This is a genomic window from Paenibacillus sp. BIHB 4019 (assembly GCF_002741035.1).
Classification (GTDB): domain Bacteria; phylum Bacillota; class Bacilli; order Paenibacillales; family Paenibacillaceae; genus Pristimantibacillus.
The window spans coordinates 2,790,001-2,811,859 of record NZ_CP016808.1; the positions used below are offsets into that span (position 1 = coordinate 2,790,001).

15 protein-coding genes, 10 tRNA genes, 1 rRNA gene and 1 pseudogene (1 of these 27 cut by a window edge) are annotated in these 21,859 nt (G+C 50.3%); 25 read left to right on the plus strand and 2 right to left on the minus strand.

Annotated elements, in window-relative coordinates:
* The 18 genes and pseudogenes from BBD42_RS11955 to BBD42_RS12035 form a co-directional block, all read left to right on the plus strand.
* Positions 1–2,817: ribosomal RNA gene (locus BBD42_RS11955) — 23S ribosomal RNA — on the plus strand; it begins 118 nt to the left of the window's first position.
* A gap of 120 nt (positions 2,818–2,937) precedes the next feature.
* Positions 2,938–3,013 (plus strand) — tRNA-Asn (locus BBD42_RS11960).
* A gap of 3 nt (positions 3,014–3,016) precedes the next feature.
* Positions 3,017–3,092 (plus strand) — tRNA-Thr (locus BBD42_RS11965).
* 13 nt (positions 3,093–3,105) lie between these two features.
* Positions 3,106–3,180, plus strand: a tRNA-Glu gene (locus BBD42_RS11970).
* A 5-nt stretch (positions 3,181–3,185) separates the two neighbouring features.
* Positions 3,186–3,260, plus strand: a tRNA-Gln gene (locus BBD42_RS11975).
* Between the two features lie 6 nt (positions 3,261–3,266).
* Positions 3,267–3,342: transfer RNA gene (locus BBD42_RS11980), tRNA-Lys, on the plus strand.
* Between the two features lie 23 nt (positions 3,343–3,365).
* Positions 3,366–3,450: transfer RNA gene (locus BBD42_RS11985), tRNA-Leu, on the plus strand.
* A gap of 189 nt (positions 3,451–3,639) precedes the next feature.
* Complete coding sequence (locus BBD42_RS11990) at positions 3,640–4,653, plus strand: ABC transporter substrate-binding protein (RefSeq protein WP_172455463.1); 1,014 nt, start codon at positions 3,640–3,642, stop codon at positions 4,651–4,653.
* Between the two features lie 326 nt (positions 4,654–4,979).
* Positions 4,980–5,099: pseudogene (locus BBD42_RS32840) on the plus strand (AraC family ligand binding domain-containing protein); the annotation flags it as partial.
* A 9-nt stretch (positions 5,100–5,108) separates the two neighbouring features.
* Positions 5,109–6,494 (plus strand): helix-turn-helix domain-containing protein, encoded by a 1,386-nt coding sequence (locus BBD42_RS11995; protein ID WP_237163451.1) that lies wholly within the window; start codon positions 5,109–5,111, stop codon positions 6,492–6,494.
* Positions 6,494–7,267, plus strand: a complete 774-nt coding sequence (nfsA, locus tag BBD42_RS12000) for an oxygen-insensitive NADPH nitroreductase (RefSeq protein WP_237163452.1) — start codon at positions 6,494–6,496, stop codon at positions 7,265–7,267. Before BBD42_RS11995 ends, nfsA begins: the two co-directional genes overlap by 1 nt.
* A 511-nt stretch (positions 7,268–7,778) precedes the next feature.
* Entirely contained in the window at positions 7,779–8,621 is an 843-nt protein-coding gene (locus tag BBD42_RS12005; protein ID WP_099518304.1) for an ABC transporter ATP-binding protein, read from the plus strand.
* 196 nt (positions 8,622–8,817) lie between these two features.
* Positions 8,818–8,892 (plus strand) — tRNA-Gly (locus tag BBD42_RS12010).
* A gap of 6 nt (positions 8,893–8,898) precedes the next feature.
* Positions 8,899–8,975, plus strand: a tRNA-Arg gene (locus BBD42_RS12015).
* Between the two features lie 24 nt (positions 8,976–8,999).
* A tRNA-Pro gene (locus BBD42_RS12020) sits at positions 9,000–9,076 on the plus strand.
* Between the two features lie 6 nt (positions 9,077–9,082).
* Positions 9,083–9,153: transfer RNA gene (locus BBD42_RS12025), tRNA-Gly, on the plus strand.
* A gap of 309 nt (positions 9,154–9,462) precedes the next feature.
* Positions 9,463–9,984, plus strand: a complete 522-nt coding sequence (locus tag BBD42_RS12030; protein WP_099518305.1) for a hypothetical protein — start codon at positions 9,463–9,465, stop codon at positions 9,982–9,984.
* 44 nt (positions 9,985–10,028) lie between these two features.
* The gene (locus tag BBD42_RS12035) at positions 10,029–10,763 is read left to right on the plus strand and encodes a class I SAM-dependent methyltransferase (protein ID WP_099518306.1); all 735 of its coding nucleotides are present in this window, start codon (positions 10,029–10,031) and stop codon (positions 10,761–10,763) included.
* 205 nt (positions 10,764–10,968) lie between these two features.
* Here the strand turns inward: BBD42_RS12035 and BBD42_RS12040 are convergent, their stop codons facing one another.
* Positions 10,969–12,741: a cache domain-containing sensor histidine kinase gene (locus BBD42_RS12040; RefSeq protein WP_099518307.1), complete on the minus strand. Its 1,773-nt coding sequence runs from the start codon at positions 12,739–12,741 to the stop codon at positions 10,969–10,971.
* Positions 12,738–13,505, minus strand: coding sequence for a response regulator transcription factor (locus BBD42_RS12045; RefSeq protein WP_099518308.1), 768 nt, complete (start codon positions 13,503–13,505; stop codon positions 12,738–12,740). Before BBD42_RS12045 ends, BBD42_RS12040 begins: the two co-directional genes overlap by 4 nt.
* A 309-nt stretch (positions 13,506–13,814) precedes the next feature.
* On the opposite strand from BBD42_RS12045, the gene BBD42_RS12050 reads away from it, so the two are divergent.
* The 7 genes from BBD42_RS12050 (at position 13,815) to BBD42_RS12075 (ending at position 21,818) form a co-directional block, all read left to right on the plus strand.
* Entirely contained in the window at positions 13,815–15,230 is a 1,416-nt protein-coding gene (locus BBD42_RS12050; RefSeq protein WP_099518309.1) for a M20 family metallopeptidase, read from the plus strand.
* Positions 15,231–15,275: 45 nt separating this feature from the next.
* Entirely contained in the window at positions 15,276–15,449 is a 174-nt protein-coding gene (locus BBD42_RS31730) for a hypothetical protein (RefSeq protein WP_172455465.1), read from the plus strand.
* Positions 15,450–15,475: 26 nt separating this feature from the next.
* Positions 15,476–16,951 carry an MDR family MFS transporter gene (locus BBD42_RS12055; RefSeq protein ID WP_099518310.1) on the plus strand — a complete coding sequence of 492 codons (1,476 nt, stop codon included), beginning with the start codon at positions 15,476–15,478 and terminating at the stop codon, positions 16,949–16,951.
* Positions 16,952–17,285: 334 nt separating this feature from the next.
* On the plus strand, positions 17,286–18,713 hold the full coding sequence (locus BBD42_RS12060) for an amidohydrolase (RefSeq protein ID WP_099518311.1): 1,428 nt from the start codon (positions 17,286–17,288) through the stop codon (positions 18,711–18,713).
* 48 nt (positions 18,714–18,761) lie between these two features.
* Entirely contained in the window at positions 18,762–19,763 is a 1,002-nt protein-coding gene (locus tag BBD42_RS12065) for an ABC transporter ATP-binding protein (RefSeq protein WP_099518312.1), read from the plus strand.
* On the plus strand, positions 19,756–20,745 hold the full coding sequence (locus BBD42_RS12070) for an ABC transporter ATP-binding protein (RefSeq protein ID WP_099518313.1): 990 nt from the start codon (positions 19,756–19,758) through the stop codon (positions 20,743–20,745). Before BBD42_RS12065 ends, BBD42_RS12070 begins: the two co-directional genes overlap by 8 nt.
* A gap of 122 nt (positions 20,746–20,867) precedes the next feature.
* Positions 20,868–21,818, plus strand: a complete 951-nt coding sequence (locus BBD42_RS12075; protein WP_099518314.1) for an ABC transporter permease — start codon at positions 20,868–20,870, stop codon at positions 21,816–21,818.
* Positions 21,819–21,859 lie beyond the last annotated feature (41 nt).

Below are 21,859 nucleotides of genomic sequence, written 5' to 3' on the forward strand. Positions count from 1 at the left end.
ATGGGGAAACCCAGCTGTCGTAATGGACAGTTACTTCTAACTGAATACATAGGTTAGAGTGAGGCATACCAGGGGAACTGAAACATCTAAGTACCCTGAGGAAGAGAAAACAAAAGTGATTCCGTCAGTAGCGGCGAGCGAACGCGGATTAGCCCAAACCAAGGAGCTTGCTCCTTGGGGTTGTAGGACGTCTCACATGGAGTTACAAAGGTGTGTGCTAGGCGAAGAGGTCTGGAAAGGCCCGCTATAAGAGGTAAAAGCCCTGTAGCCAAAAGCCCACACTCTCCGAGACGGATCCTGAGTACGGCGGGACACGAGAAACCCCGTCGGAATCCGGCAGGACCATCTGCCAAGGCTAAATACTCCCTAGTGACCGATAGTGAAGCAGTACCGTGAGGGAAAGGTGAAAAGCACCGCGGAAGCGGAGTGAAAAAGAACCTGAAACCGTGCGCTTACAAAAAGTCAGAGCCCAATTTAGGGGTGATGGCGTGCCTTTTGTAGAATGAACCGGCGAGTTACGTTCACGTGCAAGGTTAAGTCGGGAAGACGGAGCCGCAGCGAAAGCGAGTCTGAATAGGGCGAATAAGTACGTGGTCGTAGACCCGAAACCGTGTGATCTACCCCTGTCCAGGGTGAAGGTGCGGTAACACGCACTGGAGGCCCGAACCCACGCACGTTGAAAAGTGCGGGGATGAGGTGGGGGTAGCGGAGAAATTCCAATCGAACTCGGAGATAGCTGGTTCTCCCCGAAATAGCTTTAGGGCTAGCCTCGAGGTATGAACGTCGTGGAGGTAGAGCACTGATTGGGTGCGGGGCCCGCCAAGGGTTACCAAGTCTAGTCAAACTCCGAATGCCATAGACGTGCTTCTCGGGAGTCAGACAGTGAGTGCTAAGATCCATTGTCAAGAGGGAAACAGCCCAGATCATCAGCTAAGGTCCCCAAGTGTGTGTTAAGTGGGAAAGGATGTGGAGTTGCAAAGACAACCAGGATGTTGGCTTAGAAGCAGCCACCATTTAAAGAGTGCGTAATAGCTCACTGGTCGAGTGACTCTGCGCCGAAAATGTAACGGGGCTAAACACACCACCGAAGCTATGACATGTGCCTATAGGGTACTTGGGTAGGGGAGCGTTGAATATAGGTTGAAGGTATACCGTAAGGAGTGCTGGACTGTATTCAAGTGAGAATGCCGGTATGAGTAACGAAAAGACAAGTGAGAATCTTGTCCGCCGAAAGCCTAAGGGTTCCTGAGGAAGGCTCGTCCACTCAGGGTAAGTCGGGACCTAACGCGAGGCCGAAAGGCGTAGTGGAAGGACAACAGGTTCAAATTCCTGTACCACCGTAAACCGTTATGAGCAATGGGATGACGCAGAAGGGCAGTGACGCGGACTGATGGAATAGTCCGTCCAAGCAGTGAGGCTGATGAGTAGGCAAATCCGCTCATCGTTAAGGCTGGGCTGTGATGGGGAGCGAAAATTACAGTAGCGAAGGTCATGCACTCCGGCTGCCGAGAAAAGTCTCTAGCCAGGTGAAGGTGCCCGTACCGCAAACCGACACAGGTAGGCGAGCAGAGCATGCTAAGGCGCGCGGAAGAACTCTCGTTAAGGAACTCGGCAAAATGACCCCGTAACTTCGGGAGAAGGGGTACCTCGGTAGGGTGAATAGCCCGAGGGGGTCGCAGTGAAAAGGCCCAAGCGACTGTTTAGCAAAAACACAGGTCTGTGCGAAGCCGTAAGGCGAAGTATACGGGCTGACGCCTGCCCGGTGCTGGAAGGTTAAGGGGAGCGGTTAGGAGCAATCCGAAGCTGTGAACCGAAGCCCCAGTAAACGGCGGCCGTAACTATAACGGTCCTAAGGTAGCGAAATTCCTTGTCAGGTAAATTCTGACCCGCACGAATGGCGTAACGACTTGGGCGCTGTCTCAACGAGAGATCCGGTGAAATTTTAATACCTGTGAAGATGCAGGTTACCCGCGACAAGACGGAAAGACCCCATGGAGCTTTACTGTAACTTGATATTGAACTTTGGTACGATCTGTACAGGATAGGTGGGAGCCATTGAAGCATGAGCGCCAGCTTGTGTGGAGGCGACGTTGGGATACCACCCTGATCGTATCGGAGTTCTAACCTAGGACCATGAAACTGGTTCGGGGACCGTGTCAGGTGGACAGTTTGACTGGGGCGGTCGCCTCCTAAAATGTAACGGAGGCGCCCAAAGGTTCCCTCAGAATGGTTGGAAATCATTCGGAGAGTGCAAAGGCATAAGGGAGCTTGACTGCGAGACCTACAAGTCGAGCAGGGACGAAAGTCGGGCTTAGTGATCCGGTGGTACCGAATGGAAGGGCCATCGCTCAACGGATAAAAGCTACCCTGGGGATAACAGGCTTATCTCCCCCAAGAGTCCACATCGACGGGGAGGTTTGGCACCTCGATGTCGGCTCATCGCATCCTGGGGCTGAAGTAGGTCCCAAGGGTTGGGCTGTTCGCCCATTAAAGCGGTACGCGAGCTGGGTTCAGAACGTCGTGAGACAGTTCGGTCCCTATCTGTCGCGGGCGCAGGAAATTTGAGAGGAGCTGTCCTTAGTACGAGAGGACCGGGATGGACGTACCGCTGGTGTACCAGTTGTTCCGCCAGGAGCACCGCTGGGTAGCCAAGTACGGACGGGATAAGCGCTGAAAGCATCTAAGCGCGAAGCCCCCCTCAAGATGAGATTTCCCAATTAGTAAGACCCCTTGAAGACGACGAGGTTGATAGGTTCGGGGTGGAAGCGCAGCAATGCGTGCAGCTGACGAATACTAATCGGTCGAGGGCTTATCCTAATAACACGCTAACGTTTCAGACTTTGTCTTTCGCATCCAGTTTTCAAGGCGCAACTCAATCGTAGCGTCTTTACCGTTGGACCTTTTTTTACCAGGTCATTCAACGAACAGCTGAAATATTCCCTGATAGCTCAGTTGGTAGAGCACTCGACTGTTAATCGAGTTGTCACAGGTTCGAGTCCTGTTCGGGGAGCCATATGCTCTCATAGCTCAGTAGGTAGAGTGCATCCATGGTAAGGATGAGGTCACCGGTTCGATCCCGGTTGAGAGCTCCAGCTTTATTCGTAAGGCCCGTTGGTCAAGGGGTTAAGACACCTCCCTTTCACGGAGGTAACAGGGGTTCGAATCCCCTACGGGTCACCATTTATTGGGGATTAGCCAAGCGGTAAGGCAACGGACTTTGACTCCGTCATTCTCAGGTTCGATCCCTGAATCCCCAGCCATTTCATGAGTCATTAGCTCAGCTGGTAGAGCACCTGACTTTTAATCAGGGTGTCGTAGGTTCGAATCCTACATGACTCACCATTTTTTCTTATAGCTTTACCCATGCGCGTGTGGCGGAATTGGCAGACGCACCAGACTTAGGATCTGGCGTTTCACGACGTGGGGGTTCAAGTCCCTCCACGCGCACCATTTAATTAAATCCAACCCTTTTTATCTGAAAATGATAAGAAGGGTTTTTTGATGTTTTTAACATACTCGTTCCTCCAATTTATCCAGTAAAGTGCGCCCGATTTTCCATGTTGCTTGTAGGTTCGATTGTGTATAATGGCATAGCAGTGAGAATTGCTATCAATGAAGAAACAGAAAAGGGTGGGTTCAGTGGTAAATGGAACAAAGAAATACACGATTAGGTTAGCTACGTTGCTTATAGGATGTCTAATCGTTCTCGCAGGCTGCAGTACAGCGGCAAATTCGGGCTCGGAATCAACAGCATCTCCAGCACAACAGACAAATGCAACGACGGGGCAGGAGCCAGCTGCCGCTTCTAATACACGCATAGTCACTGACTCATACGGAGAGAAGGAAATTCCGGCTAATCCGCAGCGTATTTTTTCAGTGAGCGCTACTACGCCATTGCTGGCACTAGGCATTACGCCGATTGGCGGCTTGAATTATGAAATTACACCGGATTATTATTTAAACCATTATAAAGATCAAATTACGATCGCTGGAGATTATCCGATTAATTATGAGTCGGTTTTGGAATTGAAGCCTGATCTTATTATTGCTTCATCTTTTGTTGAAGCCGATGTCGTTGACCAACTGAGCAAAATTGCACCTACGGTTATCTATCCATGGGGAGTAAATTTGTATGAGCAGCTGAAGTTCATAGCTGGTATTGTAGGGAAAGAAGCAGAGGCTGAGCAGTGGATTAAGCAGCATGAGGAGAAAGCGGCGAAATACAAGGAAGAGATTAAGCAGTATGTCGGGCCAGATGAGACAGTTGCTGCGATCCAGATTGTTAAAAACTCGTTTCAGGTAGCTGGAAATCGTAACATGGGACATGTACTTTATGATTTGCTGGGGCTTAAACCGCTGCCGTCCATTCAGAAGCAAATTGATGATAGCGAAGATTATTTTGTTTATACCGATTCGCTATCGCTTGAAAAACTGCCGGATTATGATGCGGATCGGTTGATCGTGAAAGTGGATATTACGCAGCCGGGTTCAGAGCAATTTTTTGAAGAAATGCAGCAATCGGCGATTTGGAAAAGTCTTTCCGCAGTGAAAAATGGCAAAGTATATATCGTACCGCATGAAAAATGGTGGTCCTATACATTGTTTTCGACCGATGCTTTGCTGGATGAAACGATGCAGTTATTCAAAAAATAAACGAATAGCTGGCAATGAAGCTTTCCTGATTCAAGGGGAAAGCTTTTTTTTATAAGTATAGGAAAGGATATGGTTTTTCCATCCTTTCTGTATATTTCTATGCGAAACGGAAGCATAGCCGGCAAAGGACGGCTTCAGAAGTTTACGCTTGGGCATTTTTCCGCTACAATAAAATGATAGCATTTTTGAGAATGGTTATCATAATGGGAGGGGACCAAGGTCAAATGGCGGATAAGGATGAACACCTAGATGATTTGCAGCTCCGCTGGGTTCAGATTACTAAAGGTTCATGTACTGGAGGAATACCAGCACTGTCTCAAAACGCTATGGCATACACGTTATGGGCCATAACGCAAGGAACCGCAACCGTATTGTTCCAAGGACATCCTCTATTTCTTCAGCCAGGTACTTGTGTTCTGTTTGAGCCCAAAACAACTATAGAGGCCAGTGGATCGGTGGATGGACGTATTCAGTATTATTCGCTCGAATTTGAAGCCGCGTCCGCCAGTATTGTAGAAGCTGGAAAGGAGCTGCTTTCCTTTGCTACTGGCCAGCCCTTCTTCATAAAGCCGTTTGCCCCATTCATGGACGTTATGGATTCGTTGTTTGATTTACGAATGGCTGTGAGCGGAATGGAGCGATTTAAGCGCAATATTTTACTGCAGGAGGCCATTTATTTATTTGCTGCCGCCGCTTTGGCTTCTAACAATTCCAAGGATGCGGAGCATGCCGTACATCGAACGATTTTATATATGAAGGAAAACTATAAAAGCAAAATAACGCTGCCGGAGCTCGCGAATTTGGCGGGTGTGGGCATACGACAGTACACTCATTTGTTCAAGCAGGTGACGGGAGCAAGCCCGATGGATTATTTGGGCAAGCTGCGCATGGACCGGGCTAAGAAGCTGCTGCTGGTCGCTTCGAATGATATGGTCACTGTAGCCAGCCATGTGGGCTTCAAGGATGAATTTTATTTTAGCCGGAAGTTTAAGCAGCAGGTGGGCGTATCGCCCCGGGTATATATGCAGACGAGAGAGCCCCGGGTTATTGGCCTTCTCTATACGTCGCATTTGCTTGCCCTTGGTCATGTGCCTGTAGGTGCCCCCGATTACCATCTATTCGAAAATTATTATGTGCGTGAGCATGCAAAAGCAATGACACCGTTCAAATGGGAACCATGTGACATGGATGCTGTTCGTGCTATGAAGCCTGACTTAATTTTAGGTTATGAGCATATGCTTTCTGAGGAGCAGGAGCAGCTTAGCCAGTTCGCCGAGGTTATTCCTATCGATTGGCATGCCCAGGACGTATATGGGCAGCTGCGACAAATTTCAGCCATTGTAGGCAAGCGGAAACAGGAACGGGAATGGTTGGAACGGCATTTGGCTAAAGCGGATCAAGCGAGGGAACGGGTCCAGCGTCTTATTGGCGGCAAGGAGACTTGCGCCGTGCTGGTCATGGAAAGCGAAACGTTCAGAGTGGTAGGGGACCGAAATATGGGACATGTTTTTTTTCAGACACTTGGCCTCAATCCCCATCCGCTTGTGAAGCAGCATATGGAGGCGGGAGCGCCGTTTATTTTTTCCGAGCCTAAACCGTATCATGAGCTGTCAAAATACGACGCCGATCGGCTCATAATTATGGTCAATTCGAAGGATAAAGGAGCTCCAGAAGCTTTTAAGCAGTTGCAAATGTCCGAACGCTGGCAAAATCTCTCGGCAGTCCGCAGTGGCAGCATGCATATGGTTCCTTTCAACAAATGGTGGGTGTATTCTCCGCTTGCCATTGATGGGCAGCTTGATGAGGCGGTTGCCCTTTTGCACAACGAAGATGTAGGTTAATGAGTAAAACGATATATAGAAAAGGGTTGATCATGATGTGGCCTGAAACGATAGACGTGCTGCTTAATCACCGCTCCATACGGAAATTCAAATCGAACCCCATTCCACAGCCGACACTGGCAAAAATAATAGAGGCGGCGCAGCAGGCATCTACCTCAAGCAGTATGCAGTGCTTCACGGTAATCAACGTGAGCAACCAAGATAAGCGGAAACAGCTGGCCGAGCTTTCCGGCAACCAGGCGTATATTGAGGAATGCCCGGTATTTCTCGTCTGGTGCGCGGATCTGTTCCGTTATGAACAGGCAGCCAAGCTTCATTTTGAGGGCGATATGACGAGCACGGTTGAAAATTTTATCGTTGCCACAGTCGATACTGCGCTGGCAGCTCAAAATGCAGCAATCGCGGCAGAGTCGCTTGGCTACGGAATTGTCTATATTGGCGGTATCCGCAACAATCCGCAGGAGGTTTCAACGCTATTAGGGCTGCCATCGCATGTGTACCCCGTATTCGGAATGTGCATGGGGGAGCCGGATCAAGCGCCGCTGACCCGCCCAAGACTGCCGCAGCAGGCGATTTTGCATGAAGACCGCTATGACCAGGAAGCAGTGGAAAGCGGCATTCGGGAGTATGACGAGACGATTAGGCAGTATATGCTGGAGCGGTCTGAAGGTAAGCTGAATACGAGCTGGTCCGAATCAATGGCGGCCAAAATCAATCATCCGCGTCTGCATATGGGCGAGTTTCTCCGCAGCAAAGGCTTCTTGCAACAATAAGAAGCCTTTAGGCGGGGTTTGGGCTGTGCGAATTTATTTTAACCTTAACAATTGCTTTATTTTCATTGACTTTATACGTGAGAACGATTATCATTAATTATTGAATGATACTGATAATAGTTATCATGTTTAATGAATGATAAGTCGTGTGTTTTTAAAATATAAGCATTTATAAGTTTCACACTTATAGCGGGCTTATATTTCAACGCGAAACGGTAGCTTTGCCGCTATGGACGGCGACAGCCGTTTCACCTTGAAATATAGGAAAGGGTAACCTAACACTATCCTTTCTCTATATTTTTCGGAATGAAACGCGCCGCGCTGCCAGAGGATAGCGACAGCCGTTTCACCTTGAAATATAGGAAAGGGTAACCTAACACTATCCTTTCTCTATATTTTTCGGAATGAAACGCGCCGCGCCGCCAGAGGATAGAGACAGCCGTTTCACCTTATATAATAAAATAAGCAAAAAACCCGTATAAGCGGGCATCGGAAGGAGCGTGCATGTCACATGATTCGCCTCACAACATCGAATCTCGACATTGCTTATGATGAACGGTTAATCGTTCAAGATCTGAATATTGCTATCCCACAAGGAAAAATTACTGCGTTGGTAGGGTCTAACGGTTCGGGTAAATCGACGATTTTGAAAACGATGGCTCGTCTGATGAATCCATCTGCAGGCAGCGTATTGCTGGACGGGAAGTCGATTCATAAGCAAGCGACGAAGGAAGTGGCGAAGCAGCTGGCGATTTTGCCGCAAAATCCGACTGCTCCAGATGGTCTGACTGTATCTGAGCTTGTATCGTATGGACGTTTTCCTTATCAGAAGGGCTTCGGCTCTGTGAGCAAGGATGACCGTAAAATTATTCAATGGGCGATTGAAGCGACAGGAATGGTTGATTTTGCAGACCGTCCGGTTGACCAGCTGTCAGGCGGCCAACGCCAGCGTGCCTGGATCGCGATGTCTTTGGCGCAAGAAACGGATATTTTATTTTTGGATGAGCCAACCACGTTCCTTGATATGGCGCATCAGCTCGAAGTACTGCATTTGCTTGAGAAGCTTAACGAGGTTAATAACCGGACGGTCGTTATGGTTGTCCATGACTTGAACCACGCTTCGCGTTATGCGCATCACATGATTGCGATTAAAAAAGGCAGTGTCGTTGGCGAAGGCTCGCCGCAACAGGTTATGACACCGGAGATTTTGCGCGAGGTGTTTAACATTGAAGCGGATATTATGCCTGATCCGCGTACCGGTGTTCCGCTGTGCATGCCTTATGCGCTCGCAGGCGAATCCGCTGCATCCAAAGTTATCGTTGATAAGAAACCGGCATTAGCTGGAGTCGTATAGTTGGTCATCAAACCGTGCTGGAAGGAGCACGGTTTGATGTTTTTATGGCGAGACATGCAGCGAAGGAAAGCTTAACACGAGGAAAAAAGTTTTTTTTGAAAAAAAGCAAATAACAGTTGCAATTCCCTCCGCAACATGATATATTATTACTTGTCGCCGCGATGAAATACTTAAGAAACACAGGCGAAAATATAATGCGGACGTGGCTCAGTGGTAGAGCATCGCCTTGCCAAGGCGAGGGTCGCGAGTTCGAATCTCGTCGTCCGCTCCATATTGTGTGCCCTTAGCTCAGCTGGATAGAGCGTTTGACTACGAATCAAAAGGCCAGGAGTTCGAATCTCTTAGGGCACGCCATTTCTTTACAAAAGAATCGTCTGTCGGGACGTAGCTCAGCTTGGTAGAGCACCTGGTTTGGGACCAGGGGGTCGCATGTTCAAATCGTGTCGTCCCGACCATTATTTGCGGGTGTAGTTCAATGGTAGAACTTTAGCCTTCCAAGCTAATAGCGTGGGTTCGATTCCCATCACCCGCTTAACGAAGAGAAAGACTTGAAACCCTTGTGCAGCAAGGGTTTTTTTTTTTTGCCATTTTTTCGACATTCGGCAGAGTTCTTTTGAGTAAGGGGCAGATCAAGGGGCAAACTTAAGCTTTTGTGGTTTTAATGCCTCTAATTACGAAGTAAGCCTTGCGGCATGCAAGGCTTTTTTTTATGCGATATTTTCGATCCATTATTAGGTCGCAGCGTGGGATTGTCATTATTTGTAGAAAAGTGGAGGTAAAGAGCGGAGCAATGTTGTATAATTTGTTAATTACATACTTGAAGCGAAGGGAATGATTGTTAATGGTAAAAGCGATTGTAAGTTTAGTTGATGGATTGAATTTGAAGGACCCAGAGGCGCAATTGGAGATTACATTTGATAACGAATATTTAATTATCGTAGAGCATGCTTATAAAGGCTTTAAAAGAAATGTGGAAAACACATTCAAAATTCCATTGGCTAACTTTCTTGAATCAACGCTGACAACAGACAAGGACATGGGAGAGGTTCAAAAAAGTGTAATCGGCCGTGGAATTGTCGGTGGACTTATTTTTGGTCCAGCAGGGCTGGTTTTAGGCGGCATGTCGGGCATCGGTACAAAAAAAGGGAAAACGTTGCAAGTATATATCGTATCTTACGTATCCTCTTCGGGAGACATTAATAATATTACCTTCAAAATGCCGCTTCCAATGGTTAGCGTTACCCGGAAATTTGACCAGCTATTAAAAAAGAACATGCAATTGGTTCTAAGAAGCGAAGCTGCTTTGAAAATATTAGGTGATATGGCAGATCAAAAATCAGGTCCATCAGAAACGATATTATAATTTCCCCGCTCATTCCGCCCAAAGTAATGGAGGTCTGATAAATATTGAAGCAGAACAAATATGATGAGTCCTCTTTTTTCACAAATTATAGCCAGATGGCTCGTTCGATTGGGGGACTGGATGCCGCTGGAGAATGGTCGTTCTTTCGGCAAATGCTGCCGGAGCTGGCTGGCACAAGAGTGCTCGATCTAGGCTGCGGGTTTGGCTGGCATTGCCGCTATGCGCGGGAACAGCATGCCCGCTCGGTTGTGGGGATTGACCTTTCGGGGAACATGCTGGAACGGGCAAAAGAAATGACGGACGATGAGCAGATTGAATATCGCCAGCTTGCGATTGAGGACATCGATTTTCCGGCGGGGGAGTTCGATATCGTCATTAGCTCGCTTGCGCTGCACTATGTGGAGCACTCGGGCGACCTTTTTAAGAAAGTCCATCATTGCTTGACGCCAGGCGGAGCTTTTGTATTTTCGGTTGAACACCCGGTGTTCACTGCGCTTGCGGGGCAGGACTGGCATTATGGGGCAGAAGGGGAAAAGCTGCATTGGCCGCTTGATGATTATCATCGGGAGGGCCTGCGCCAGTCCAGATTTCTGGAGCATGATGTCGTTAAATACCATCGTACGGTTTCAACTTATATAAACCTTTTGCTTGAATCCGGGTTTGAGCTTAAACAGCTTTCGGAGCTTGCGCCAACGAAGGAGCTGCTGGATAGCCATCCGGCTTGGCAGGAGGAAATGCGCCGTCCGATGTTTTTATTAGTTTCAGCCGTGAAGAAATAGAAAAATATAATGAAAGGCATTTGCTGCAAATGCAAGATGCTGCCTAATCAAAAGTGACGTTTGCTCTGTGTAGAACAGAGCAGGCGTCTTTTTTTGAACTAGAGGGGGGGAAGTAGACCGTGAGGAGGGAAGGGGATGAGCAATATGGCGATGGACAGTCCATCCAGAACACCCGTCTCAAGGCTGCATGAGCTCCTGCACGCGCTTAATCAATCGGGATCGCGATGTATATGCCAGTTCCCCAGCCAAGCTTGCTGCGGATGGTTAAGCCGAAGGGTTTGCCATAGGTAAGCTTCAATCTTTTTTGCGTATTAAACATGCCGATATGTTGGGATTGCTCCAGGCTGCTTTCCAGCTGGGTTCGCAAATAAGCGAGCCTTTCAGCCGTTACGCCTATGCCGTTGTCGACGACGGAGAGCAGCAGCCGCGCACCGGACACCCGTGCTTTTACCCGGATTTGGCCAAAGCTGTCCTTTTCTTTTATGCCATGATAAAGGCTGTTTTCAATGAGCGGCTGGAAGGTCAGCTTAAGCACATGATATTTGAGCGCTTTGTCATCTACGTCCCAGCTGACATCAAATTTGTCCTTGTAGCGCGTGCGGAGAATGGCGATATAGGGCAGCGTCTGATTGATTTCTGTTTGCAGCGATACCATGCCTGAGCCGCCTTCGAGCGAATAGCGCAAAATATCGGATAAGTTCTCGATTATATCGGTCATATCATTAGGGCCACCGGTCAGCTTGCTCGCCTTCCAGTTGAGCGTCTCTAGCGTATTAAAGAGAAAATGGGGATTGATTTGCGCATGCAGCGCTTCGAATTCCAGTGTTTGCAGCAAATATTTTCGCTCGGACAGCTGTACCTTTAAGAAATTATGCTCGATGAAATGATTAAGCGTATTTTGCAAAATGTAGCCAAAAACATCCTTAGAGTAACGAGGCAGAGGCGGAAGCGGGCGGCCGCTCTTGGCGAAATCCAAAATCGTGACAATCGCCTTCAGATTGCTGTAGTTTTTACGAGTCAGCCAGTAGGCCAGCATAGTGCCGATTGCGAACGAAATGATCAGCAGCACCAATGTAGTCAGCTTGAGCCCATTCGGAATGACATATAAGGAGTCGCTAGGCACGCTAGAGAGAAAGGTCCATTGATATTTTGCGGAAGCCAGCTTGTTCAGCACCTGCGTTTCGCCATTGATCTTCATGGAGAAGAATGAGCTGTCTGTCCGGTAAATCGTCTCGGCATCTTCGGCGGTCAGCTTATAGTCCGGATGATTGCGAAAAATAACGTTATTGTCACGGTCCAAAATAAAGATGCTTTGCCCTTGCAGCGTATCCAGCTCGTTTAAGCTTTGCGTAATGTAATCAGGCTTAACATTGAGGACAATGATGCCATCGTTGTCGGCAGCTACAGAAATGCGGCGGAACATCGTAATGACATTCGTCTGCACGGTGGACTGGCCAGTTGTTGGACGGATGACGGGCCGGCTTTCTGCCCACATCAGCTCATCCAAAGGGTGGCTTTGATAGCTGCTGTACCAGTCCGAATCGTAAAAGTCATTCAGCTCGACCAGTCCGCCAGTCGTTGAGGAAATAAACCGCTTGCGGTCATTATTTAAATAAATATAAATCGAATCAATATAGGGCTTGCCGATGGACGGCGAATCGATAAAATTTTTGAGCGAGGCAAGCTGATCGTAATCGACGGGCTCGGGAAATTCTTTGGTCATCATATTTTTTAAATTCGTAAATTGAAGCGCGCTGGCGACAATATGCAGATTCAGCGTATCCAGCTCGTTAAAGATCAGCTCGATATTGCCTTTCGTCTGCTTCAGCAGATTCATATTGTTATTGTTGATTTCCTTCGTTATATATTGCGAAATGAGGAACGTGGACAATGTGCCAAGCACCAGCAGCGGTACAAGCATTGGGATAAGAAAAGTAAGCAGATTGCGGGCGAAAAATTTAAAATACACCTTGGTCATTCCAATCGCCTGCCATCCATATTGCGGTATTCTCTAGGCGTCTCTCCAAAATAGCGGCGGAACGTGCGCGTGAAGTTTTTGGCATTGCTATAGCCAACCAGCTCGCTAATTTCGTACGTTTTATAGGAGGGGTCCTTAAGCAGCTCGGCCGCTTTGTTCATACGGACCGCCGTTAAATAATCGGAGAAGTTTTCACCCGTCTTCTGCTTAAAATATTTGCTTAAATAGTAGGGGTTCATATATACGACATTAGAGGCATTTTCCAAGGAGGCTTCCTTGTAATGGCATGAAATATAATGCTTAATTTTATCAATCGCTGTTTCGGGGGCTGACGGTTCTTCGGCTCGGGCATCTTCTGACGGCTCCGATTGCTGCTCAAGCAAAGCCTTGAGGTCTAGATCCTCTTTAAGGCGTTCGAAAACTTTATTGATTTCGCTGTATTTCGTCGGCTTTAATAAATATTGCTTCACGCCATAGTTTAGCGCCTGCTGGGCCAGCTCAAATTCCCGGTGGCCGCTTAGCAGCACAACGCTTACGCTTGAACGCTGCTCAAACAGCTTGCGGGCAACTTCAATTCCTCCCATCTGCGGCATTTTAATGTCGCACAGCAGCACATCCACGGGCTGCCCCGCCATATATTCGAGCGCATGCAAGCCATTTGCCGCTTGTCCTACTACCTCGAAGCCGATATGATCCCAAGGAATGTACTGGCTTAATCCATTGCGAATTTCAATCTCATCATCAGCGATCAACAGCTTATACAAAGGGCGGCCCCCTATTCCAAAGTAAGATATTATGTTATGTTAAGTGACATTATAGCATTGCGCAAACAGATATTCTATGAAAAATGACTGGGAAATGAGCGATTTTATTCGTTTTGGACGATAGGAGAAGGAAGGTTAGTGTCAAAAATGGAGGCGGAATATTGAAAAATGATACCTTTGAGCCTTGCCAGTGCTAGAAATTCGTTAAAAAAGGAGAGTAATTCACAAATGCGGCCCCTGTTTATCCTTTAGGTTCTATTGTTACAATTATGTTATGTAATTTAACGTTGAATCTGGAGGTGCTGGGGCATGCTGAAGCAGGGTTTGGATTTAAGCGACATGATTGAGCTTAAGAAGCAATCGTTCACGGCGTTAAGCGATCAAATTTGGGAACTTGCCGAAACGCGTTTTGAAGAGCGCCAATCGGCTGAGCTGCTGTGCAAGGCGCTTGAGGAGGAAGGCTTTCGAGTGGAACGGGGCGTCGGCGGCATAGAAACGGCCTTCATAGGCAGCTACAGCTATGGTGAAGGGACGCCTGTTCTTGCGATATTGGGAGAGTTTGATGCGCTCGCAGGGCTGAGCCAGCGCAAGGGGCTGTCGGAAGAGCAGCCGGTTGAGCCGGGAGGCAATGGGCATGGCTGCGGCCATAATCTGCTCGGCACGGGCTCGCTGGCTGCGGCTGTTGCGCTGCGCCATTATATGGAGCAGAAAGGGATTTCCGGAACGGTGCGCTATTATGGCTGTCCAGGCGAGGAGGGCGGCTCGGGTAAAGCGTTTATGGCGCGAGAGGGCTTATTCGATGATGCAGATATGGCGATTTGCTGGCATCCGGGAGGCTTAAATGGCATTATGCCGGGGAACTCCCTCGCCAACTACCAAATTTATTATAAATTTAAGGGCCGCTCCTCCCATGCAGCAGGCAGTCCGCATTTGGGCAGAAGCGCGCTCGATGCAGTCGAGCTGATGAATGTGGGCGTGAACTATTTGCGCGAGCATATCATCCCGGAAGCCAGGGTGCATTATGCAGTGACGAATGCGGGCGGCATTTCACCGAATGTCGTGCAAGGGGCGGCGGAGGTGCTGTATCTCATTCGTGCGCCAGAAACGCCGCAGGTAGAGGAAATCTATCAGCGTGTATGCAATATTGCAAGAGGGGCCGCGCTGATGACAGGCACCGAGGTCGAGATTGTGTTCGACAAGGCCTGCTCTAATTTGGTGCCAAACTATACGCTTGGCCGTGCCATGCATAAGCAGTTCGAACAACTGGGGTTGCCTGTATTTTCCGAAGAGGAGCAGCGCTACGCCCGTGCGATTCGCGCTACGCTGTCGGAGGCGGACAAAGCGAGCGTTACTTATAAGGAGGTTGCAGGCAAGGATTTATGCGACATCTTGCTGCCCTTTGATGAGCGGGAGGGCGGGAGCCGAATGTCGGGCTCGACGGATGTTGGCGATGTGAGCTGGATTGTGCCAACGGTACAATGCTTCACCTCCTGCGTCGCCATCGGCACGCCCTTCCATACGTGGCAGGTCGTCGCACAGGGCGCTTCGTCCATTGGCCATAAAGGCATGCTGCACGCCGCCAAGGTGATGGCGATGACCGGACTCGAAGCGCTGCAGTCGCCTGAGCTGATTGCGGAGGCGAAGGCGGAGCTGAAGGAGCGGCTGCAGGGTGGAGCTTATGAATGCCCAATACCTGCCTATGTAAAACCATCGGCGAAAAAGTAACAACGGCAGGTACGCGTGACAACGTAACACAGGAGTAATGAAGCAATGGCAACGAAAAGCAAAGCAAAGGGCAATCAAAAAGGCTGCGAAGCTCGTGAGGATAGGGCGTGTGCAGCCTTTTTGCAATTAAGCTTTTATCATCAGGAGCATGCGGCGCTGCGGGCAAAGCCGTATTTGATGCGGCGCTTGCCTTACTGCCTTCGTGCGCTCACGGCATAGGCTGCCGCCAAAGGAGAGAAAGGGATATGTCCGCTTCGCGCAAGGAAGCAACAGGAGAATTTTCGGAAGGCTCGTTTTGGCCGATTATGACAGCGATATTTTTCGGCGCGTTTTTATCCGTATTGGCTATTTCCTCGATTAATGTGGCGATCCCTGTGCTTATGAACCATTTTCAGGCGGAGCTAAGCACCGTGAAATGGACTTTGACGGGATTTATGCTGGCGAATGGCATTATTGCTCCAGTGACGGGCTATTTAGTCGATAAGCTAAGTGCGAAATATTTATACATTTTAGCGCTTGTCGGCTTCACGGTATCGTGCGCGCTGTGCGCAGTAGCGTGGAGCATGGAGGCGCTGATCGTCTTCCGGCTGCTGCAAGGGCTGTTCAGCGGCTTGATTTTGCCTGTGACGATGACGATTATTTATCAGGTTATTCCGCGGGAGCGCCAAGCCTTCGCCAGCAGCATGTGGAGCCTTTCGACCGTACTTGCTCCTGCGCTTGGGCCGACGTTGTCAGGGTGGCTCATTCAGTCGCTGTCCTGGCAGTGGGTGTTTTGGATGAATCTGCCCTTCGGCATTGCTGCGGTGGTTGCGGCTTGGAAGCTGCTTCCGCATTACCGATTAAGCGAGCCGAAACGGTTCGACAGCTCGGGCTTTGCGCTGGTCATTACATGCAGCTCCTTCCTGCTCATTGCGTTCAGTGAAATCGATCAATGGGGCTGGGGCTCTTGGAAAACAGTCGGGCTGCTGGTTGCCGGAATGCTGCTGCTGCTTGCCTTCATATGGCGGGAGAGAAATGCTGCGGAGCCGCTGCTGGATTTGTCCGTATTCAGCAACAGGCGGTTTGCGATGTGTCTCGTCGTCAGCAGCGTGCTTGGCATGTCCCTATACAGTGGATCATATTTGACCCCTGTGTTCCTTCAAACGATTCAATCAGCTTCCGCGATGGAGGCGGGACTGGTCATGCTGCCAGCTTCCATTGCTATGGCGGTTTTTATTCCGATTGCTGGAAAGCTGTATGGGCGTGTTGGCCCGGCGAGGCTAGTTCTGACAGGCCTTTTGCTAATGGGGATTGGAACGCTTGCGATGTCGCGGTTAACGGTGGATACGCCGCATAGTTACGTGATAGGCTGGATGATTGTTCGCAACATTGGCGTGGCGCTTGGCATTGTGCCTGTCTCGAATGCGGGGATGGAGCAAATTGCCCGCCAGATGACGGCTCATGCTTCGTCGGCTAGCAATTGGGTACGTCAGGCGAGTGCCTCGCTGGCAATAGGCTTGTTTACGTCGCTGCTGTCGACGCGGCTCATGGTGCATGTGGCGGAGAAGGGCCCGCAAACACCAGATACGGGTAAAGAACTGCAGGCCTATACGATGGCGATTAATGACGTCACGCTTCTGGCTGCTCTTATTGTATTTGCGGTATTGCCGTTTTTATGGGTGCTGCGGAGGCGGAAGGAATCCGTTATTTTGCCTCCAGACCAAGCCTTCGTTTCTAAATAACATGCTTTTAGGCTCTCAAAGGAACAACCGAACAAAAAGCTTCCATGACTAGTTTTAGTCGTGGGAGCTTTTTTAAATAGCATTTGTCTCATGGAAAAGGCTGTAAAAGGATCTTCATTAGCTGTCCTAGGTGAAAAAGTATCTATTTTAGCTAGAAAAATGAAATAAAGATACCTATTGCCGTCAAGCCTCCAGCTTTATGCCAAAATATGAATCCAAATCATAAATCCAATGCCTACTAATACGGCTCAAAATCCTGTTTAATTGACGTAAGAAAAGTTCACATGCAATTCGCGCTAGTGAATAACAGAGACAGGAAAAGGAGCTGACTGCTTTGAGCCCAACGAATAAGACGCATCATGCAGAACGTTTATCCGCAATTATTGACGAGAAACGAGAGGCATTCATTCGCCTGAGCGATGAAATTTGGGCATATGCAGAAACGCGTTATACGGAGCAGAAGTCGGCGGAGCTTGTCGCTGCCACCCTTGAGCAGGAAGGTTTCGACGTAGTGAGGGAAGCGGGCGATGTGCCTCATGCGATCGTTGGCAGCTTTGGCTCAGGTGCCCCGGTCATCGCCATCTTGGGCGAATATGATGCCTTATTTAATTTGAGCCAGCGCCCGGGCTTGACGGAGAAGCAGCCGATTGAGGCAGGCGGCAATGGACATGGATGCGGACATAATTTGCTTGGTGCCGGGGCACTCGCGGCAGCGGCAGCACTGCGGATTTACATGCTGGAAAATGGCTTGGCCGGCACGGTGAAATATTATGGCTGTCCAGCGGAAGAAGGCGGAGGCGGCAAGGCGTTTATGGCAAGGGCCGGGCTATTCGACGGCGTAGATGCGGCGTTGACCTGGCATCCATCCACGCGTAACGGGGTGATGTCCTATGGCTTTCTCGCTACGTGCCAAGTGTATTACAAGTTCAAGGGACGAAGCTCCCATGCCGCTGCCAGCCCGCATCTGGGACGCAGCGCGCTAGATGCCGTGGAGCTGATGAACGTGGGCGCCAACTACTTGCGGGAGCATCTGGAGCAGGAAACGCGCCTGCATTATGCGGTTACGAATGCCGGCGGCATTTCGCCAAACGTTGTACAGGCGGAGGCTGAGGTGCTGTATAAGCTGAGAGCTCCGCTGAATGAGCAGGTGGCGCAAATGTATGAGCGTGTAACGAACATTGCCCGCGGCGCGGCACTGATGACCGAAACAGAGCTGGAAATCCGCTTTGACGCGGCTTCCTCGAATATGATTTTGAACACAGCGCTTGAAAAGGTGATGCAGCAAAATTTCGAACGGCTTGGCGTTCCGCAGTTTGATGCGGAGGAAAAGGCGTTCGCCAGCCATATTCGCCTGACGCTGTCCCCGCAGGAGCTGCAAAGCGATAGGCAGCAGGGCGACGATACGGAGCAGCCGCTGGCCGATAAGCTGGAGGCGTACAAGCCCAAAGCCGGCATCGTGCCCGGCTCGACGGATGTAGGCGATGTAAGCTGGCTTGTGCCGACAGCGCAATGCGGAACCGCATGTCTTGCGCTTGGCACGCCGCTGCATACCTGGCAGGTCGTCTCCCAAGGCGCCACGTCGATTGGACATAAAGGCATGCTGCATGCCGGCAAAGTTATGGCGGCGACGGCAGCGGAGCTTCTGCTAAATCCCGAGCTGCTTGCGTTGGCGAAGCAGGAGCATGAGGCAGAGCGCGAGGGCAAGCCTTACCAAAGCTTAATTCCGCCTGAAGCGAAGCCGCTGCCCGTTGTTGCAAGGTAAAAATCAGGTCCAGCTTCACCACATTTGCAGAGGGAGCGTGAGAAGCGCATGGAGCATTTGCTAACCGTCAATCGGCTGCAGACAACCTTTCGTACGGATCAAGGAGAAGTCATTTCGATTGATGATGTCAGCTTCCGGCTTAAACCGGGAGAGACGCTGGGCATCGTTGGCGAATCTGGCTGCGGCAAAAGTGTCACCTCCTTGTCGATTATGCGATTGCTCGGGGCGAAGGGGCGCATCAGCCGCGGGGAAATTATTTTTGAGGATAAAAGCCTTGGGGAACTGACCGAAGCTCAGATGCGCGATATTCGCGGCAATGATATTTCGATGATTTTTCAGGAGCCGATGACGTCGCTTAATCCGGTATTTACGATCGGGCATCAAATGGTTGAAGCGATTCGGCTGCATATGAGTCTGGATAAGAAGGCGGCGAGAGCCTATGCGATCGAAATGTTGAAAAGGGTAGGCATTCCCCGTCCTGAGGTTATGGTGGATGAATATCCGCATGCGCTCTCCGGGGGCATGAGACAGCGGGTCATGATTGCGATGGCGCTGTCCTGCGAGCCGCGCCTGCTCATTGCGGATGAGCCGACGACGGCGCTGGATGTGACGATTCAGGCGCAAATTTTGGAGCTGATGAAGAAGCTGAAGCAGGAGTCGGGCACCGCAATTATGCTCATTACCCATGATCTTGGCGTCATTGCGGAAATGGCGGATAAAGTCATCGTGATGTATGCAGGCCAAGTTGTAGAGGAGACGGATGTGTTTACATTGTTCGATGAGCCTAAGCATCCCTATACACAGGGGCTTATGCAGTCCATTCCGCATATTGATGCGGAGCTTGGCGAGCGGCTTGCATCCATACCGGGCTCCGTCCCGTCTTTGCAAAATATGCCGGCAGGCTGCCGCTTCCGTGCCAGATGCCCCCATGCGATGGAAAAATGCGAAGCGGAGCTTCCGCCATTAATCCCCTCCGGCAAAAATCACTTAACACGCTGTTGGCTCGCTGAGCAGCCGGCAAGCATGGCGAAGGAGGCTGCGTATGGTTAATCCGGACCTGGCAAGCAGACAGCCGCTGCTGCAAATCGAGCAGCTGAAAACCTATTATCCGATTCGCAAAGGGGTCATCTCCCGTACGGTCGGGCATGTCAAAGCGGTCGATGGCGTCAATTTGGCAATCTATCCGGGCGAGACGGTGGGGCTGGTCGGGGAATCCGGCTGCGGAAAATCCACGATTGGCCGTACGATTGTCAGGCTGGAGGAGCCGACGGAGGGGCGGATTTTGTTTCGGGGCGACGATATTGCCCATTATGGCAGCAAGGCGATGAAGCAGGTCCGCTCGGATATGCAGATGATTTTTCAAGATCCGTATTCCTCGCTCAATCCGCGCAAGCGCATTAGCGATATATTGGCGGAGCCTATGCTCGTGCATGGCATTTTTCCGAAGGAGCAGGTGGCGGGCGAGGTAGAGAAGCTGCTTGAAATAGTAGGCTTGCCAAAAAGCTACAAAAACCGCTATCCTCACGAGTTTTCGGGGGGACAGCGCCAGCGGATCGGCATTGCGCGGGCGCTCTCGCTTAAGCCGAAGCTGATCGTCTGCGATGAGCCGGTATCGGCGCTTGACGTATCGATTCAAGCACAGGTGCTTAATTTGCTGAAGGACCTGCAGAAGGAGTTTCAGCTCACTTATTTGTTTATCGGCCACGGCCTCGGCGCCGTTCGGTATATTAGCGACCGCATTGCGGTCATGTATTTGGGCAAGGTCGTTGAAATTGCGACGACGGAAAGCATTTTTCGCCAGCCGAAGCATCCTTACACGCGGGCGCTGCTCAGCGCCTACCCGGTCCCTAACCCGCATTTGCGGACGAAGGAGCGCATCGTCATTCAAGGCGATGTGCCGAGTCCGGCGAATCCGCCAAGCGGCTGCCGGTTTCATACGCGCTGCCCGCTTGCGATGGCAATCTGCCGCGAGCAGGAGCCGGAGCTGAAGGGCGCCCAGCACAGCGTCGCGTGCTTTGCGAGCGAAGCCTAACGTTGCGGCGGGATTGCAAGAACGCTGGCAAGCAAGAAAGCAAGAAAGCAAGATTGCGGGAATGCCCGCAGGGAACATTTTTCACTAGAGTCTATCGTTCATGAGAAGAGGGGGAGAGCCGCATGCTGGCCTATATCATTAGGCGTCTGTTAATTGCTGTGCCGGTGCTGCTGGGCGTGACGATCATTAATTTCATTGTCATCAATCTGGCGCCCGGAAGTCCGGTCGAAATGATGATCGACCCCAATACGCCGCCAGCCGACATTGAAGCGAAGAAGGAGGCGCTGGGGCTGAATGACCCTCTGTATTTGCAATACATTCACTGGCTGGTCGATGTGTTCAAAGGAAATTTCGGCTTCTCGCTGACGACCTACCAGCCTGTGGCGCAAATGATCGGCGAGCGCATTGGGCCGACCGTCACCCTTATGGGGCTGTCGCTCATCGTCGGCTTGGCGATTGCGGTTCCCCTCGGCATCATTAGCGCAACCCGGCAAAATTCCAAGCTGGATTATTTGGCGACTGGCGGTTCCTTTCTCGGCATATCCATTCCGAACTTTTTCCTCGCGCTGGGCTTAATCTACGTATTTTCACTGGAATTAAAGCTGCTGCCCTCAGGTGGCATGATTACGCTTGGCGGGGACGGCGGGTTCGTTGACCGGCTGAAGCATCTTATCCTTCCCGTACTCGTACTGGGGACAGGCATTGCGGGGAAAAAGATTCGTTATGTGCGGTCGAGCGTCATTGATATTTTAGGCCAGGATTATTTGCGGACCGCACGCGCCAAGGGCGTACGCGAGTTTATGGTCGTGAACAAGCATGCGTTGCGCAATGCGCTGATTCCCATTGTCACGGTCATCGGGCTTGAAGTGCCGATTTTGCTGGGCGGTGCTGTTGTAACTGAGCAAATTTTCTCTTGGCCGGGGATCGGCCAGCTGACGATGGGCTCCATTATGAACAGGGATTATCCAACCTTAATGGCATTAAACCTGCTTGCGGCTTTCATGGTGCTTGCGGCAAACCTGCTGACGGACATTATTTATTCCGTTGCAGATCCGCGCATCAAATATAAGTAAGAACGTAACGAAAACGATAGTCTTGCAACAAGGAGAGGGGG

What these genes read in the sequence shown, in the direction of transcription:
- BBD42_RS12070 (WP_099518313.1), top strand. Translation starts at nt 19,756, where the DNA reads ATGGTTAATCCGGACCTGGCAAGCAGACAGCCGCTGCTGCAAATCGAG.
- nfsA (WP_237163452.1), top strand. Translation starts at nt 6,494, where the DNA reads ATGAGTAAAACGATATATAGAAAAGGGTTGATCATGATGTGGCCTGAA.
- BBD42_RS31730 (WP_172455465.1), top strand. Translation starts at nt 15,276, where the DNA reads ATGGCAACGAAAAGCAAAGCAAAGGGCAATCAAAAAGGCTGCGAAGCT.
- BBD42_RS12040 (WP_099518307.1), bottom strand. Translation starts at nt 12,741, where the DNA reads ATGACCAAGGTGTATTTTAAATTTTTCGCCCGCAATCTGCTTACTTTT.
- BBD42_RS12030 (WP_099518305.1), top strand. Translation starts at nt 9,463, where the DNA reads ATGGTAAAAGCGATTGTAAGTTTAGTTGATGGATTGAATTTGAAGGAC.
- BBD42_RS12005 (WP_099518304.1), top strand. Translation starts at nt 7,779, where the DNA reads ATGATTCGCCTCACAACATCGAATCTCGACATTGCTTATGATGAACGG.
- BBD42_RS12075 (WP_099518314.1), top strand. Translation starts at nt 20,868, where the DNA reads ATGCTGGCCTATATCATTAGGCGTCTGTTAATTGCTGTGCCGGTGCTG.
- BBD42_RS12055 (WP_099518310.1), top strand. Translation starts at nt 15,476, where the DNA reads ATGTCCGCTTCGCGCAAGGAAGCAACAGGAGAATTTTCGGAAGGCTCG.
- BBD42_RS12065 (WP_099518312.1), top strand. Translation starts at nt 18,762, where the DNA reads ATGGAGCATTTGCTAACCGTCAATCGGCTGCAGACAACCTTTCGTACG.
- BBD42_RS12050 (WP_099518309.1), top strand. Translation starts at nt 13,815, where the DNA reads ATGCTGAAGCAGGGTTTGGATTTAAGCGACATGATTGAGCTTAAGAAG.